The 13,951-nt window shown below is 72.3% G+C and carries 12 protein-coding genes; 2 read left to right on the forward strand and 10 right to left on the reverse strand.

Annotated features, from left to right (window positions below; genetic code table 11):
• Positions 1-41 precede the first annotated feature (41 nt).
• The 10 genes from PSU4_RS21655 to PSU4_RS21700 are packed head-to-tail and all read right to left on the reverse strand — an operon-like array spanning position 42 to position 10,304.
• On the reverse strand, positions 42-791 hold the full coding sequence (locus tag PSU4_RS21655) for an SDR family NAD(P)-dependent oxidoreductase (protein WP_147111488.1): 750 nt from the start codon (positions 789-791) through the stop codon (positions 42-44).
• Positions 788-1,525, reverse strand: a complete 738-nt coding sequence (locus PSU4_RS21660) for an SDR family NAD(P)-dependent oxidoreductase (protein WP_147111491.1) — start codon at positions 1,523-1,525, stop codon at positions 788-790. Before PSU4_RS21660 ends, PSU4_RS21655 begins: the two co-directional genes overlap by 4 nt.
• Positions 1,522-2,634 (reverse strand): alkene reductase, encoded by a 1,113-nt coding sequence (locus PSU4_RS21665; RefSeq protein ID WP_147111494.1) that lies wholly within the window; start codon positions 2,632-2,634, stop codon positions 1,522-1,524. The genes PSU4_RS21660 and PSU4_RS21665 overlap by 4 nt, the downstream gene beginning before the upstream one ends.
• Complete coding sequence (locus PSU4_RS21670) at positions 2,621-4,108, reverse strand: aldehyde dehydrogenase family protein (protein WP_147111497.1); 1,488 nt, start codon at positions 4,106-4,108, stop codon at positions 2,621-2,623. The genes PSU4_RS21665 and PSU4_RS21670 overlap by 14 nt, the downstream gene beginning before the upstream one ends.
• Before the next feature lie 22 nt (positions 4,109-4,130).
• The gene (locus PSU4_RS21675) at positions 4,131-5,243 is read right to left on the reverse strand and encodes an NDMA-dependent alcohol dehydrogenase (protein ID WP_147111500.1); all 1,113 of its coding nucleotides are present in this window, start codon (positions 5,241-5,243) and stop codon (positions 4,131-4,133) included.
• 21 nt (positions 5,244-5,264) lie between these two features.
• Positions 5,265-6,275: an ABC transporter permease gene (locus PSU4_RS21680; protein ID WP_246115264.1), complete on the reverse strand. Its 1,011-nt coding sequence runs from the start codon at positions 6,273-6,275 to the stop codon at positions 5,265-5,267.
• 41 nt (positions 6,276-6,316) lie between these two features.
• The gene (locus PSU4_RS21685; protein WP_147111503.1) at positions 6,317-7,852 is read right to left on the reverse strand and encodes a sugar ABC transporter ATP-binding protein; all 1,536 of its coding nucleotides are present in this window, start codon (positions 7,850-7,852) and stop codon (positions 6,317-6,319) included.
• Positions 7,852-9,003: a sugar ABC transporter substrate-binding protein gene (locus PSU4_RS21690; protein ID WP_147111506.1), complete on the reverse strand. Its 1,152-nt coding sequence runs from the start codon at positions 9,001-9,003 to the stop codon at positions 7,852-7,854. Before PSU4_RS21690 ends, PSU4_RS21685 begins: the two co-directional genes overlap by 1 nt.
• A gap of 51 nt (positions 9,004-9,054) precedes the next feature.
• Complete coding sequence (locus tag PSU4_RS21695) at positions 9,055-9,918, reverse strand: MBL fold metallo-hydrolase (RefSeq protein WP_147111509.1); 864 nt, start codon at positions 9,916-9,918, stop codon at positions 9,055-9,057.
• Positions 9,915-10,304, reverse strand: coding sequence for a cupin domain-containing protein (locus PSU4_RS21700; RefSeq protein ID WP_147111512.1), 390 nt, complete (start codon positions 10,302-10,304; stop codon positions 9,915-9,917). Before PSU4_RS21700 ends, PSU4_RS21695 begins: the two co-directional genes overlap by 4 nt.
• A gap of 325 nt (positions 10,305-10,629) precedes the next feature.
• Between PSU4_RS21700 and PSU4_RS21705 the strand changes: the two genes are divergently transcribed.
• The gene (locus tag PSU4_RS21705) at positions 10,630-11,910 is read left to right on the forward strand and encodes a bifunctional glycosyltransferase family 2/GtrA family protein (protein ID WP_147111515.1); all 1,281 of its coding nucleotides are present in this window, start codon (positions 10,630-10,632) and stop codon (positions 11,908-11,910) included.
• A complete protein-coding gene (locus PSU4_RS21710; RefSeq protein ID WP_147111518.1) occupies positions 11,907-13,907 on the forward strand; it encodes an ArnT family glycosyltransferase in 2,001 nt (666 codons plus the stop codon). The genes PSU4_RS21705 and PSU4_RS21710 overlap by 4 nt, the downstream gene beginning before the upstream one ends.
• Positions 13,908-13,951 lie beyond the last annotated feature (44 nt).

Raw genomic sequence — 13,951 nt, forward strand, 5'->3', positions numbered from 1 at the left:
TTGCGTGGAGCCGCGGTGGTCAGATCGAGCGGAGCCGCGGGTCAACTCGGCACCCGCGCGAGCAGGCCGCCGTCGACGAGGATCGACGTCCCCGTGACGAACGACGCCTCCGCCGAGCACAGGAACGCCACCGCACCGGCGACGTCGGCCGGGGTTCCCATGCGCCCCAACGGCGCCGCCGACGCCGCACCCGCCGACGCGGCGTCCGGGTCGGGCTGGGCGTCGAAGAAGCCCTGCAGGTTCGGCGTGAGGATGAAGCCCGGGCACACCGCATTGACCCGGATCCCGACGGGCGCGCCGTCCAGCGCCATCGCCTTCGTCATCGCGAGCACCGCGCCCTTCGACGCGACGTACGCGGCGTCGGCGGGGAAGCCGGCGAACGACGCCGTCGACCCCACGAGCACGACCGATCCGCCGCCGGCCGTGACCATCGCGGGCCACAGGTGCCGGTTGAGACTGTAGATGCTGGTCAGGTTGACGTCGATCTGCTGGTGCCACTGCGCGGGCGTCAGCTGGTCGAGCGCGCCCACGACGGTCATCCCGGCCGCGTGCACCACGACGTCGGGCGGTCCGGTGCGCTCGATGAGGCCCGGCAGGGCGGCGTCGACGGCGTCCGCGTCGGCCGCGTCGAACGCGGCGGTCACCGCGTTCGGGCCGCACTCCTGCGCCGCCTCGGCGAGGCGTTTCTCGTCGCGGCCCAGCAGGACGACGGTCGCGCCGTCGGCGGCGAGCCGGACAGCCGCGCCGCGACCGATCCCGGAGCTGGCCCCGGACACGTACGCGATGGTCATGACGGCGCTCCCATCGGCAGGGCCGGCTCGCCGGCGGTCCAGCCGCCGTCGACGGGCATGACGACGCCGGTCACGGCCGAGGCGGCCGGCGACGCGAGGAACGCGATGACCGACCCGATCTCCTCGGGCTCGAACATCCGGCCCATCGGGACGCGCCGCGAGACGGCGGCGTCGAGCTCGGGGGTCATCTGCTGCTTGGCCATCGGGGTCAGCGTGAAGCCGGGGCAGACGGCGTTGACGCGGACACCCGCGGCGGCCCAGTCGATCGCCATCGAGCGGGTCAGCGCCGCGACCGCACCCTTCGACGCCGAGTACGCGGACTGGTGCGGCAGGCACACCAGCGCCGCCTGCGAGGCGACGTTGACGACCGCGCCCTTCGCCGAGACGAGCGTGGCGTGCAGCGCCTGCGAGGCGTTGACGATCCCGCCGACGTTGACCTCGTAGGTGCGCAGGAAGTCCGCCGGGGAGGTCTCCTCCATCGGCAGGTTCTCGGTGATGATCCCGGCGCAGTTGACCAGGGCGTCGACGCGGCCGTGCTCGGCGACGACCGCCTCGGCGGCCGCCGTCGTCGCGGCGGGGTCGGTGAGGTCGAGCGGGCCCGCCTCCGTCGTCCCGGACAGGTCCCAGCCGACGACGGTCGCGCCCTGGGCGCGGAACACCTCGACGGTGGACGCGCCGATTCCGGACGCGGCGCCGGTCACGACGACCACCCGGCCGTCGAACGGGGTGCTCATGAGCTGCTCCTCGGGGTGGGCTCGGGAACGGTGTGCGCGGGATAGTCGACGTAGCCGCGCTCGCCCGCGGTGAAGAAGGTGTCCTCGTCCCACGCGGCGCGGGGCAGGCCGTGGCGCCAGCGCGCGACGAGGTCGGGGTTGGAGATGAACAGCCGACCGACGCTGACGAGGTCGGCGTGGCCGTCGGCGACCAGCGGCGCGACGTCGTCGAGCTCGCTGGCACCCATGAAGCCGGTGTTGAGCACGTATGCCGTGGGCCAGAGCGCACGCAGCTGCTCATGCAGCGGCGACGAGCGCCGCCGCAACGAGTGCAGGTAGGCCGGCCGCAGCGGCGCGAGCGCCTCGACGAGCGCGACGTAGGTGTCGTCGTTGCCTTTGTCGGCCATGTCGTTGAACTGGCCGCCGGGCGAGATCCGGACACCGACCCGATCGGCACCGACCGCCTCGGCGACCGCGGTCGTCACCTCGGCGACGAACCGCGCCCTGTTCTCCGGGCTACCGCCCCAGCGGTCGGTGCGGCGGTTCGTCCCCGGCGAGAGGAACTGGTGCAGCAGGTAGCCGTTGGCGGCGTGCAGCTCGACCCCGTCGAGCCCGGCGCGCACGGCCCGGGTGGCGGCACTCGCGAAGTCCTCGACGATCCGCGCGATACCGGCGTCGTCGAGCTCGACCGGGACCGGTGCGGGCACCATGGTCCGGTCGGCGGTCTCCACCTCGAGGTTCGCCGCCACCGCGCTGGGGGCGACGACGCGGGCGTCGGCGGGGATGTGGCTCTGGTGCCCGATCCGGCCGGTGTGCATGAGCTGGCAGAAGATCCGCCCGCCGGCGGCGTGGACGGCGTCGGCGACCCGCGCCCACGCCCGCTCCTGGTCGTCGCTGTGGACGCCGGGGGTGCCCGGGTAGCCCTTGCCCGCGGCACTGGGCTGGGTGCCCTCGGTGACGATCAGGCCCGCGCCGGCGCGCTGCGCGTAGTAGGTCGCGGCGTAGTCGGGCAGGACACCGTCGTCGTCGGCGCGGTTGCGGGTCATGGGGGCCATGACGACGCGGTTGGCCAGCTCGCAGCGGCCCAGCTCCCAGGGGTCGAAGACCGTGGGGTGATCAGGCGCTGACATCGACGCACACCGTCTTGACGTCGGTGTAGTCGTGCAGCACCTCGTGGCCCATCTCGCGGCCCCAGCCGGACTCCTTCATGCCGCCGAACGGCATGCTCGGGTCGAAGACGCCGTAGGTGTTGACCCACACCGTTCCGGCCTGCAGCCGTGCCGCGACGCGGTGCGCCCGGCCGACGTCGCGGGTCCAGATGCCGGCCGACAGCCCGTAGCGGGTGTCGTTGGCGGCGCGGACGACCTCGGCCTCGTCGGTGAAGCGGTGCGCGACGACGACCGGCCCGAAGATCTCCTCCTTGGTGACGCGGGAGTCGGGCGCGGTGTCGGCGATGATCGTCGGCTCCACGAAATAGCCGCGGTCGCCGACCCGGCCGCCTCCGGTGAGGACGGTGCCCTCGGTGGCGCCGACGGCGAGGTAGTTGCTGACCCGGTCGAAGTGTTCGCGACTGGCGAGCGGACCGATCTGGCTGGCCGGGTCGAACCCGTCGCCGACCGTGATCCCGCGGGCCTTCTCCACCAGGCCCGAGACGAACTCGTCGTAGACGCTGTCGTGGACGTAGAGCCGCGAACCGGCCGCGCAGGCCTGGCCGGCGTTGAAGAAGATCGCGTCCGAGGAGCCGCCGATGGCCTTGTCGAGGTCGGCGTCGCCGAAGACGACGTTGGCGGACTTGCCGCCCAGCTCCAGGGTGACGCGCTTGAGGTTGCCACCCGCGGCGTCGAGGATCCGGCGACCGGTGGCGGTGGAGCCGGTGAACGACACCTTGTCCACCCCTGGGTGCGCCGACAGCGCGGCGCCGACCGTCGACCCGTAGCCGTTGACGACGTTGAGCACGCCCGGTGGGATGCCCGCCTCGAGCGCGAGGTGCGCGAGCCGCAGCGCCGACAGCGGGGTGGCCTCCGCCGGCTTCAGGACGACGGTGTTGCCCGCCGCGAGCGCCGGCGCCACCTTCCACGACGTGATGACCAGCGGGAAGTTCCACGGCACGATCAGCCCGACGACGCCGAGCGGCTCACGCCGGGTGTAGGTGAGGAACTCCCCCGGCGCCGAGATCGGGATGGTCTCGCCCTCGATCTTCGTGGCGTACCCGGACATGTAGTGGAACAGCCCGGCCGCCGACGGGACGTCCGCGGCCTGCGCGATCGCGTACGGCTTGCCCTGGTCCAGCGTCTCGACGCGGCCCATCTCGGCGGCGTCGGCCAGGATCAGGTCGCCGAGGCGCCACAGCGCGGCGGCCCGCTCGCGCGGGGTCATCCGCGGCCACGGGCCCTCCTCGAAGGCCTTCCGCGCGGCGGCGACGGCGCGGTCGACGTCGGCGGCCTCGCCGAGCGCCACCCGCGCGAACACCTCACCGGTCGCGGGGTTGACGGTGTCGAGCTCGCCACCACCGACGGCGTCGGTCCACTCGCCGCCGATGTGCAGGCGGGTGTGCTCCACCGGCCGGGAGGCGAGGTCGGCCGGGTTCTCGGTCACTGCGGTCATGTCGCGCGTTTCCCCTAGAAGGTCAGTGCTGGTGGACGAGCACGCCGCGGATGTTGCGGCCCGCGTGCATGTCGGCGACGGCCTCGTTGATCTGGTCGAGCGAGTACCGCCGGGTGACGAGCTCGTCGAGGCGCAGGACGCCGCTGCGGTACAGCTCGATCAGGCCCGGGATGTCGGCGGTCGGGTTGCAGTCGCCGTACATGACGCCCTTGAGCGACTTCGCGAAGTTGGTGAGGTCCTGCGGGCTGATCGCGACGTGCTTGTCGGACGCGCCGACCGACACGAGCACGCAGCGCCCGGCCTTGCCGACCGCGCCGAAGACGTCACCGATGATGTCGCCGTCGACGCGGCCGACGGTCACGATGCCGACGTTGACGCCCTGGCCGTTGGTGAGCTGGTCGATCAGCGGCCGGGCCTCGGCGATCGAGCCGAACGCGGCGGTGGCGCCGAAGTCCTCGGCGCGCTCCTGCTTGTAGGGCACGGGGTCGACGACGATGACGTGCGCGGCACCGGCGATCCGGGCACCCTGCACGGCGTTCGCGCCGACGCCGCCGAGACCGGCGACGAGCACGACGTCGCCGGGGCGGACCGGGCCCGCGTTGACGGCGGCACCGAATCCGGTGGCCACCCCGCAGGACACGAGGCAGGCCAGCTCGAACGGGATGTCGTCGGGCACCTTGACGGCCTGGTTCTCGTGGCAGACGAGCCGGTCGGCGAACGTGCCGAGCCGGGTCACGCCGCCCACGTCGGAACCGTCCGCGGCGTGGAAGCGGGCGGTCCCGTCCATCGCGCGGCCGTGCTCCATGCCGGCGCCGTTGTCGCAGATGTACTGCTGGCCCCGCGCGCAGTAGCGGCACTTGCCGCAGGCGGGGATGAACAGCGTCGCGACGTGGTCGCCCACCGCCACCTTGGTGACGCCGGGGCCGACCGCCTCGACGATGCCCGCGCCCTCGTGCCCGCCGACCATCGGCAGCGTCACGGCGAGGTCGCCGGTCACGAAGTGGTCGTCGGAGTGGCACAGCCCCGACGCCATGATCTTGACGCGGATCTCGTGGTCGCGCGGCTCGTCGAGCTCGAGGTCCTCGACCTCCCACTGACCGCCGACCGTGTGGATGACGGCTCCACGTACCTTCATTGTCACTGACTCCTCGTTCGATCAGGCCGGGTCGGCGGCCTCGGCCCGCCGCTTGCGTTCGCCGCGGTTGCGGACGAGCTTGGACAGGATCACGGCGATGACCAGCGCACCGCCGTAGAACAGCTGCTGGACGTACTGCTCGGCACCCAGCAGCTGCAGGCCGGTGATGCCGGTGACCAGGAAGTACACCGCGATCAACGTGCCCCAGGCATTGAACCGCCCGATGCGCAGCACGGTCGAGCCGAGGAAGCACGCCGCGAACGCGGGCAGCAGGAACGCCGCGCCCGACACCGGGTCGGCGCTCGCCGTGGTACCGGCGTAGACGACACCGGCGATACCGGCGAAGCCCGCGGAGATGATCAGCGCGCGCAGGCGCAGCGCGGGGACGTTGACGCCGTTGAGCCGGGCGACGTCGTGGCTCTGCCCGATGAACAGCAGACGCTGCCCGAACGCGGTCTTGTCGAAGACGTACCAGGCCACCGCGACGAGCACGATCGCGTAGTAGAAGCCGACCGGGATGCCCAGGAAGGGCCGGGTGAGCACGGCCGACGACAGCGCCCGGTCGATGCCGCTGATCGTGGACGTGTCGGACAGCAGGTAGATCAGGCCCTGCACGACCGTGCCCATGCCCAGCGTCACGATGAACGGGTTGATGTCGAAGACCGTGACGACGACGCCGTTGATCACACCGACGAGCAGGCTGGCGAGGATCGCGACGATCACCGTGACCCAGATGTTCCAGCCCTGCTGCACGTTGAGGATCGCGACGATCACCGTCGACAGGTTCAACGTGGACGCGACCGACAGGTCGTAGTCGCCCGCCCGCAGCGGGTAGAGCAGGCCGATCGCGAGGATCAGCAGCACGACCTGCGACGACAGCATGTTGGACACGTTCGCCGCGGTCGGGAACGTCTGCGGCACGACCAGGCTGAACGCGACGATCAGCACCGCCCACACGCCGATGAGCGCGAACCGCTCCGGCTCGGCGGGTGCCTTGCGCCGCTTCGCCTGCGCTGCCGGGGTGGAAGTCACGGGATCGACCTTCGTCACGGGGGGTTCGGAACGGGTGGTTCTCACGACGCTTCCTCCGCGTAGACGGCGGACGCCAGGACGTCCTTGGTGATGTCGGATCCGGTGACCTCGGCGCTGATCCGGCCACCGTCGAGCACGACGACCCGGTCGGCCATCTCGACGAGCTGCTCGTAGTCCGACGTCGCGCACAACACGGCCATGCCCTGCGCGACGGCCGACCGGATGAGCGCGAAGATCTCGCGGCGGGCTCCGATGTCGACGCCCTGGGTGGGCTCGGCCAGCAACATGACCTGCGGGTTCGTGTCCATCCACTTGCCCAGCAGCGCCTTCTGCTGGTTGCCGCCGGACAGGTGCCCGAACAGGGCGTGCGGGTTGGCCGGCACCACACCCAGCCGGTCGCAGGTCCCCTGCGCGCGGCGGTCCAGGCTCTTCCAGTCGACGTGCAGGCCACCGGCCCGCTCGGTCAGGAACGGCAGGGACACGTTCTCCAGGACCGACAGGCCCAGCGCCCCGCCCTGACCCTTGCGGTCCGCGGGGATCAGCACGACGCCGGCGTCCATCGAGCGGGCCGGTGTCGGCCTGGCGACCACCGTGCCGCCGTGCTCGATCCGTCCGGCGGTGGCCTGGCGGGCCCCGAAGAGCAGGTCGGGCAGCTCCTCGAAACCCGACCCGGCCAGTCCGGTGAGACCGACGACCTCACCGGCGTGCAGGTCCAGGTCCAGGTCGCGGACCCGGGCCCCGCACAGCCCGCGAGCGCTGAGCAGCGCGGGCCGGTCCGAGCGCACCATGGCGGCACCCTTGGCGACGTGCTCGTCGCGCGCGCCGAGGATCAGCTGCACGAGGTCGTCGCGGGTGGAGCCCTCCGTCGTCCGGGTGCCGGCGGTGCGCCCGTTGCGGAACACCGTGACCCGGTCGGTGACCTCGAGGATCTCGTCGAGGTCGTGCGAGACGAGCAGGACGGCGTCGCCGCGCTCCCGCAGCCGCCCGAGCAGCGCGAACAGCAGCCCCACCTCGTGGCGCGGCAGGAACACCGTCGGCTCGTCGAGGATGAGGATCTGCCCGCCGCCGCTCCCGGAGGCAAGCTCCTGGGAGCCCACCGCGCGGACGACCGCCACCATCGCCCGCTGCACGGGCGAGAGGGTGTCGATCGTCGCGTCCGGGTCGACGTCGACCTCGAAGCGTTCGAGCAGCTCGCTCACCCGGGCCCGCTCGGCCTTCCACCTCACCCGGCGCCGCCCCGGGGCGTCGCCGTGGGAGTCCAGTGCCATGTGCTCCAGCACGGTGGACGTCCCGGCCAGGCCCAGGTCCTGGTGGACGAACCCGAGACCGTGGTCACGCAGACCACGCGCCCCGAACGGGCCGGCCACCGTGGTCCCGCCGACGGTGACGGTGCCACCGTCGGCGTCGTGGAACCCGGCCAGGATCTTGATCAATGTGGACTTGCCGGAGCCGTTGGCCCCGAGCAGCCCGTGGACCTCGCCGGGCCGGACGTCGAGGTCGACCCCGCGCAGCGCAGGGACGCCGTTGAACGCCTTGGCGAGCCCGGTCACGGCCAGCAGCGGCGCGGGGGCGGTCATCAGCCCAGGCCCCACAGCTTCGTGAACGCGCCGGCGTAGGTGTCGCCGAAGCCCTTGCCGCTCTCCGGCGGGTTGCCGGTGTCCGCGACGTTGGACTCGTCGATGACACGCACCGGGCCGGACTCCGCCGGGACCGGCGGGGCGCCCAGCATGGCGCGGAACGCGACATCGACGTTGACGTAGGCGACCCAGTCGGGGTTCTCCGCGACGTTCATCGCGACGGTGCCGTCCTGGACCATCTTCAGGATCGAGGGCGTCCCGTTGAACGTGTAGATCGGGACCTCACGGCCCCCGGCGGCCTGCTGGATGCCCGGCGCGGCGTAGAGAGCCATCGAGTCGTAGATGGGCAGGACCGCGTTGATGTTCGGGTTCTTCAGCAGCGCCGACTGGACCTGGCTCTGGATCTGCTGCGACCACTGCGGCACCGCGACGTTGATGACGGTGGCGTCCGAACCCGCGGGGCCCTCGTCGGTCAGCGCCTTCTCGATGGTCTCGACCATGCCCTTGGACGGGCCGGTCTCCGACGCCTGGATGACCAGGGCGTGGATCGGGGCGCCCTTGCCGGCGGCGATCGCGGCCTGCGTCATGAGGTGCGCGCCCTCGTTGAACGGTGCGAACGCCTCGTACTTCAGCCCCGTGACCGACGGGGTGTCCTTGTCGGACAGGTGCAGCGGGATGACCGGGATGCCGGCCTTCGTCGCGTCGTCGATCTGCGGGCCCAGCGTCGAGGGCAACGGGCCGTTGAGCAGGATCGCGCCGGCCTTCGCGTTGATGGCCTGGGCGATGCCCTGCTGGTAGGAGGTCTGGGTACCGTCCGACGGGAAGGTCACGAAGCCGACGCCGGCCTTCTCGGCGACGATCTTCATCGCGGCCTCGCCGGCCTGGTAGAACTCGGCCTTGCTGTCGATCGGGATGCTGTAGATCGTCTTGCCCTTGAGGGAGCTGACGTCGATCGCGGGGCCGAGGTCGTCGGTGCCCGGGACGGCCTTGGCGGCGTCGACCTTCTGCTGGGCCGCCTCGGCCTTTCCGGTGTCGGCGGCCGACGCGGTGGACGTTCCGCCGTCGGTACCGCCGCTGCCACCGCCACAGCCGGCCAACAGGCCGAGTGACGCCGCGGCGACCACCGCGACGACGATCTTCGAGATGCGCATGGATGACTCTCCGAGAGGGGATGCCGGCACACGTACCGGGGTTGGGCTGGCTTAGCGCGTCGCGAGATCGGGCCGCTCGACGAGGTCGTCGTAGATGCGGGCGACCGACCGTCGTTGGAACATCTCGATGAGGTCGTCGGGGTAACCGACGTAGTCCTCGGTGTCGACGTGGATGTTGTCCGCGAACCGGATCTCCGCGGCTGCCTGATCGCTGTCCTCACCGCGGCCGATCGCCGCGGCCACCTGCCCGACCACCTCGCGCCCCCACTCGCGGTAGCGGTCCAGCACCGCCCGGTCGGCCACCTCCCCGTGGCCGGGGACGAGAACGGAGAAGTCGTAGGACGCGACCTTCTCGATCGCGTCGAACCAGTCCCACAACCGCGAGTCCTGGAACGACGGGAGCCCCGCCTCGCAGACGATGTCGCCGGTGAACACGACCCCGTCCTCCGGGAGGAAGGCGATCAGACTGTTGGCCGTGTGCCCGGGCTGGAAGCTCAGTTCGAGGTGCACGTCGCCCAGGTGCAGGTCGAGCCGGTCGGAGAAGACGACCTCGGGAACGCGCACCCGGTACCCGGCCAGCAGCGGGACCGCCTCGGGATCGATGCGGTCGAACAGCCTGGCCAGGTAGTCGTGGTCGGGCGCCTCGTTGAGCAGACGGTCCCGGGTGCCGCGGTGCGAGACCACCTCGCCGGCCATCCAGAAGTTGCCGATCGTGTGGTCGGGGTGGTGGTCGGTGTTGACGACGAACCGGGTCCGACCGAAACCGTCGACCACCGTGCGCCACGCGATGGCGTCGGTCGGCTTGTGCGGGGTGTCCACCAGCGCCACGCCGTCGGCGCCGGCGATGATCGAGTTGTTGCTGCCGAGGTGCGCGGTCTCGACGTGGACGTGCGCGCTGACCTGCTGCAGTGTCACCGGTTCTCCTCGGTTCCCGCGGGGTCCGGCATCGACGCGCCGCCGAGGAAGCCCAGCAGGTTCTCGATGCGGGTCGGGGCGAAGATCTCCACGAACGTCGCCTCACCCTCGATGCTGTGTCCCGAGTGCACGACGTCGCGGGGGATCACGCAGATGTCGCCCTCTTCGAGAACGGTCTCCTCGCCGCCGACCGTGAATGCGATGCGTCCGCTGGTGACCACCATCGTCTGCTCCGCGTCGGGGTGGGTGTGCGCCGGCAGCGTGGTGGGGTGGACCCACCGGATGCGGTTGACGCCCATCTCCTTGCCCGTCACGGCGGTGCGGAAGTTCCCGGGCAGGACCTCCTGTTCCGGCAGGTCCGACCAGCTGGCCCAGTAGGCCGCCATCCGCGTCACCGTCCCCTTCGACTGTCGTGAGTGCACCGGTCGACGAACGATCCGGGCTCGGCGAGAGACGCTAGAGCCCCTCGCTGAAAACTGTCAACAGTCTTCAGTTGTCGGTTTGCAGCAGGGCGGCGTTCACGCACGGAGGGTGCCCGAACCAACCCTGTGAGTGGCGATAGTCGCTATAGCGACTATCGCCACTCACGAGGGTTTCGGCGCACCAGGACCGCCCCGCGGCGGCGCCCGGCTCCCGACCCGGGACACGTTCACAGCCGTCACACAGCCCGACCACAACGCCACGACATCAGCCGGCGACATCGTCGTCCCCATGACCCTCGACACCGCCGAGCCGGACGTGCCCGCGCCGCGCCCCCCGGGCCCGACCCGATACCCCGTCCTCGACGTCGTCGTCCCCGTCTTCAACGAGGAGCGCGACCTCGAACCGTCGGTACGGCGGCTGCACGCCCACCTGCGGTCATGGTTCCCCTACGCGTTCCGGATCACGATCGCCGACAACGCCAGCACCGACGCCACCCCCCGCATCGCCACCGCACTGTCCGACGAGATCACCGAGGTCGAGGCCGTCCGCATCGACCAGAAAGGCCGCGGCCGGGCGCTGCGGACCGTCTGGGAGGCCTCGGATGCGCAGGTCCTCGCCTACTGCGACGTCGACCTCTCCACCGATCTCGCCGCGTTGGCACCCTTGGTCGCCCCACTGCTGTCCGGGCACTCCGACCTCGCGATCGGCACCCGGCTCGGCCGCGGGTCGCGGGTGGTGCGCGGCGCGAAACGCGAGATCATCTCCCGCTGCTACAACCTGCTGCTGCGCGGCACGCTCGCCGCCGGGTTCACCGACGCGCAGTGCGGGTTCAAAGCCGTCCGCGCCGACGTCGCCGCCCGGCTGCTGCCACTCGTCGAGGACACCGGCTGGTTCTTCGACACCGAGCTGCTGGTGCTCGCCGAACGTGCCGGGCTGCGCATCCACGAGGTCCCCGTCGACTGGGTCGACGACCCCGACTCGCGCGTCGACATCGTCGCGACCGCGAAGGCCGACCTGCGCGGCATCTGGCGCGTCGGCCGGGCCCTGGCCGCGGGCCGGCTCCCCGTCGGCGAACTGCGCGCGAGCCTCGGCCGCGCACCTCTGGAGGTGCCCGGCGTGCCCACCGGGATGACGGGCCAGCTGGCCCGGTTCGCGGCGATAGGCGTCGCCAGCACCGTCGCCCACCTGCTGCTGTTCGTGCTGCTCCGCGCCGCGATGGGCGCGATCGGGGCGAACCTCGTCGCGCTGCTGCTGACGACCGTGGCCAACACCGCCGCCAACCGCCGGCTCACCTTCGGGGTCCGCGGCCGCGACGGCGCGGCGCGCCACCAGTTCCAGGGGCTGGTCGTCTTCGGCATCGGTCTCGGGCTGACCACCGGTGCGCTGGCACTGCTCGACACGCTCGTCCCCGGCGCGGGCCGGGTGACCGAGGTCGCGGCACTCGTCGCCGCCAACGCGCTTGCGACCGCGCTGCGGTTCGTCCTGTTCCGGACGTGGGTGTTCCGCAGCCCCCGACGCGTTCCCCCCACCCCCGCTCCTGTCGATCGCGCCCCGGAGAGCCACGCATGACCACGACGCTCGACCCCGGTGCACCGGCCGCCGCACCCGTCCCCGACCCTCCCCCGCCGCCGCGGCCCCGCCCCCGCTGGGAGCTGCCGACGCTGGCCGGGCTCCTCGTCGCCACGGCCGCGCTCTACCTGTGGGACATCACCGCGAGCGGCTACGCCAACTCGTTCTACGCCGCCGCCGTGCAGGCCGGGACGCAGGACTGGAAAGCGTTCTTCTTCGGCTCGCTCGACCCCGGCAACGCGATCACCGTCGACAAACCGCCCGCGTCGCTGTGGGTCATGGCGCTGTCCGGGCGGATCTTCGGGTTCTCCTCGGCGAGCCTGCTGGTGCCGCAGGCGCTCATGGCCGTCGGCGTCGTCGCCCTGCTGTGGGCGACCGTGCGCCGCATCGCCGGACCGGCCGCCGGGCTCGTCGCGGGGGCGGTCTTCGCGCTCACCCCCGTCGCGGTGCTGATGTTCAAGTTCGACAACCCCGACGCGCTGCTCGTGCTGCTGATGGTCGGCGCCGCCTACGCGACGACCCGGGCGATCGAGAAAGCCGGGACCCGCTGGCTGCTGCTCGCGGGCGTGCTGATCGGGTTCGCGTTCCTGACCAAGATGCTGCAGGGCTTCCTCGTGCTGCCCGGGTTGGTCCTCGCATACCTGTGGGCGGCGCCGACGGGCATGTGGCGACGGATCCGGCAGGTGCTCGCGGCCGGCGTCGCGGTGGTGGTGTCGGCGGGATGGTGGATCGTCGCGGTCGCCCTCTGGCCGGCGGCCGACCGGCCCTACATCGGCGGGTCGACCGACAACAGCGCGCTGGAGCTCGCCTTCGGCTACAACGGGCTGGGCCGCATCTTCGGCGGCTCGGGGAACGGCGGCGGAGTCCCGGGCGGCGGAGTCCCAGGCGGCGGGGTCCCGGACGGCGCCTTCTCCGGTGGTGGTCCCGGCGGCGGTGGCGGCGGTTTCGGGGGACAGACCGGGCTGGGGCGGCTGTTCAGCAGCGAGATCGGCGGCCAGATCAGCTGGCTGCTGCCCGCGGCGTTGCTGCTGCTCGTCGCCGGGCTGTGGTTCACCCGTGGCGCCGCACGGACCGACCGCACCCGCGCGGCGCTGCTGCTGTGGGGCGGCTGGACCGTCGTCACGACGGCGGTGTTCTCCCTGATGGAGGGCACCTTCCACCCGTACTACACGGTCGCGCTGGCGCCGGGGATCGCCGCGCTGGTGGCAGTCGGCGGCCATGAGGCGTGGCGGGCCCGCGACACCTGGACGGGCCGCGGGACGCTCGCCGCCGCGACCGCGCTGACCGCGGTGTGGTCGTTCGTGCTGCTCGGTCGCACGCCGGAGTTCCTGCCGTGGCTGCGGTGGGTCGTGCTCGTCGCCGGGGTCGTCGTGGCCGTGGTGCTGCTCGTCCCGGTCGGCAGGCGCCGGTGGCTCGCGGCCGTTGCCGCGGCGGCCGTGCTGGTCGGGGCGGCCGGGCCGGCGGCGTACGCCGTCGACACCACGACGACGGCGCACCAGGGGTCGATCCCGTCGGCAGGTCCGTCGGTGGAGGGTGCGCGTGGCGGGTTCGGCGGCGGCTTCGGTGGCCCGGCCGGGTTCGGGGACCGTGACGGCGCCGGGGCCTCCCCTGCCGCGCCCGGCGGCAGTGGACCCGGTGAGGAACACACCGATGCCGCCCTCGCCGAGCTCGTCACGGGCGCCGCCGGAGCGCGGTGGGCGGCGGCGACGCTCGGGTCGCAGAGCGCGGCGTCGTTGCAGCTGGCGACGGGTGCGTCGGTCATGGCGATCGGTGGGTTCACCGGGAGCGACCCGGCCCCGACCCTGGAGCAGTTCCAGGCCTGGGTGGCGGCGGGCGACGTGCGGTACTTCGTCTCCGGAGGCATGGGTGGCGGGCCCGGCGGCGGTCGTGAGGGCCGCGGCACGGGTGCGCAGATCCAGGAATGGGTGCAGCAGCACTTCACCGCGTCGACGGTGGGCGGGCGGACGGTCTACGACCTGAGCTCACCGACCAGCTGACGCGGTTGCGACGGCGGCGCGGCGGGGCTGGGGCCCGCCGCGCC

Source organism: Pseudonocardia sulfidoxydans NBRC 16205 (assembly GCF_007989085.1).
In the GTDB taxonomy this organism is placed as follows: domain Bacteria; phylum Actinomycetota; class Actinomycetes; order Mycobacteriales; family Pseudonocardiaceae; genus Pseudonocardia; species Pseudonocardia sulfidoxydans.

Coding starts and splice junctions, on each gene's coding strand:
- PSU4_RS21655 (WP_147111488.1), bottom strand. CDS start 791: ATGACCATCGCGTACGTGTCCGGGGCCAGCTCCGGGATCGGTCGCGGC.
- PSU4_RS21660 (WP_147111491.1), bottom strand. CDS start 1,525: ATGAGCACCCCGTTCGACGGCCGGGTGGTCGTCGTGACCGGCGCCGCG.
- PSU4_RS21665 (WP_147111494.1), bottom strand. CDS start 2,634: ATGTCAGCGCCTGATCACCCCACGGTCTTCGACCCCTGGGAGCTGGGC.
- PSU4_RS21670 (WP_147111497.1), bottom strand. CDS start 4,108: ATGACCGCAGTGACCGAGAACCCGGCCGACCTCGCCTCCCGGCCGGTG.
- PSU4_RS21675 (WP_147111500.1), bottom strand. CDS start 5,243: ATGAAGGTACGTGGAGCCGTCATCCACACGGTCGGCGGTCAGTGGGAG.
- PSU4_RS21685 (WP_147111503.1), bottom strand. CDS start 7,852: ATGACCGCCCCCGCGCCGCTGCTGGCCGTGACCGGGCTCGCCAAGGCG.
- PSU4_RS21690 (WP_147111506.1), bottom strand. CDS start 9,003: ATGCGCATCTCGAAGATCGTCGTCGCGGTGGTCGCCGCGGCGTCACTC.
- PSU4_RS21700 (WP_147111512.1), bottom strand. CDS start 10,304: ATGGCGGCCTACTGGGCCAGCTGGTCGGACCTGCCGGAACAGGAGGTC.
- PSU4_RS21705 (WP_147111515.1), top strand. CDS start 10,630: ATGACCCTCGACACCGCCGAGCCGGACGTGCCCGCGCCGCGCCCCCCG.
- PSU4_RS21710 (WP_147111518.1), top strand. CDS start 11,907: ATGACCACGACGCTCGACCCCGGTGCACCGGCCGCCGCACCCGTCCCC.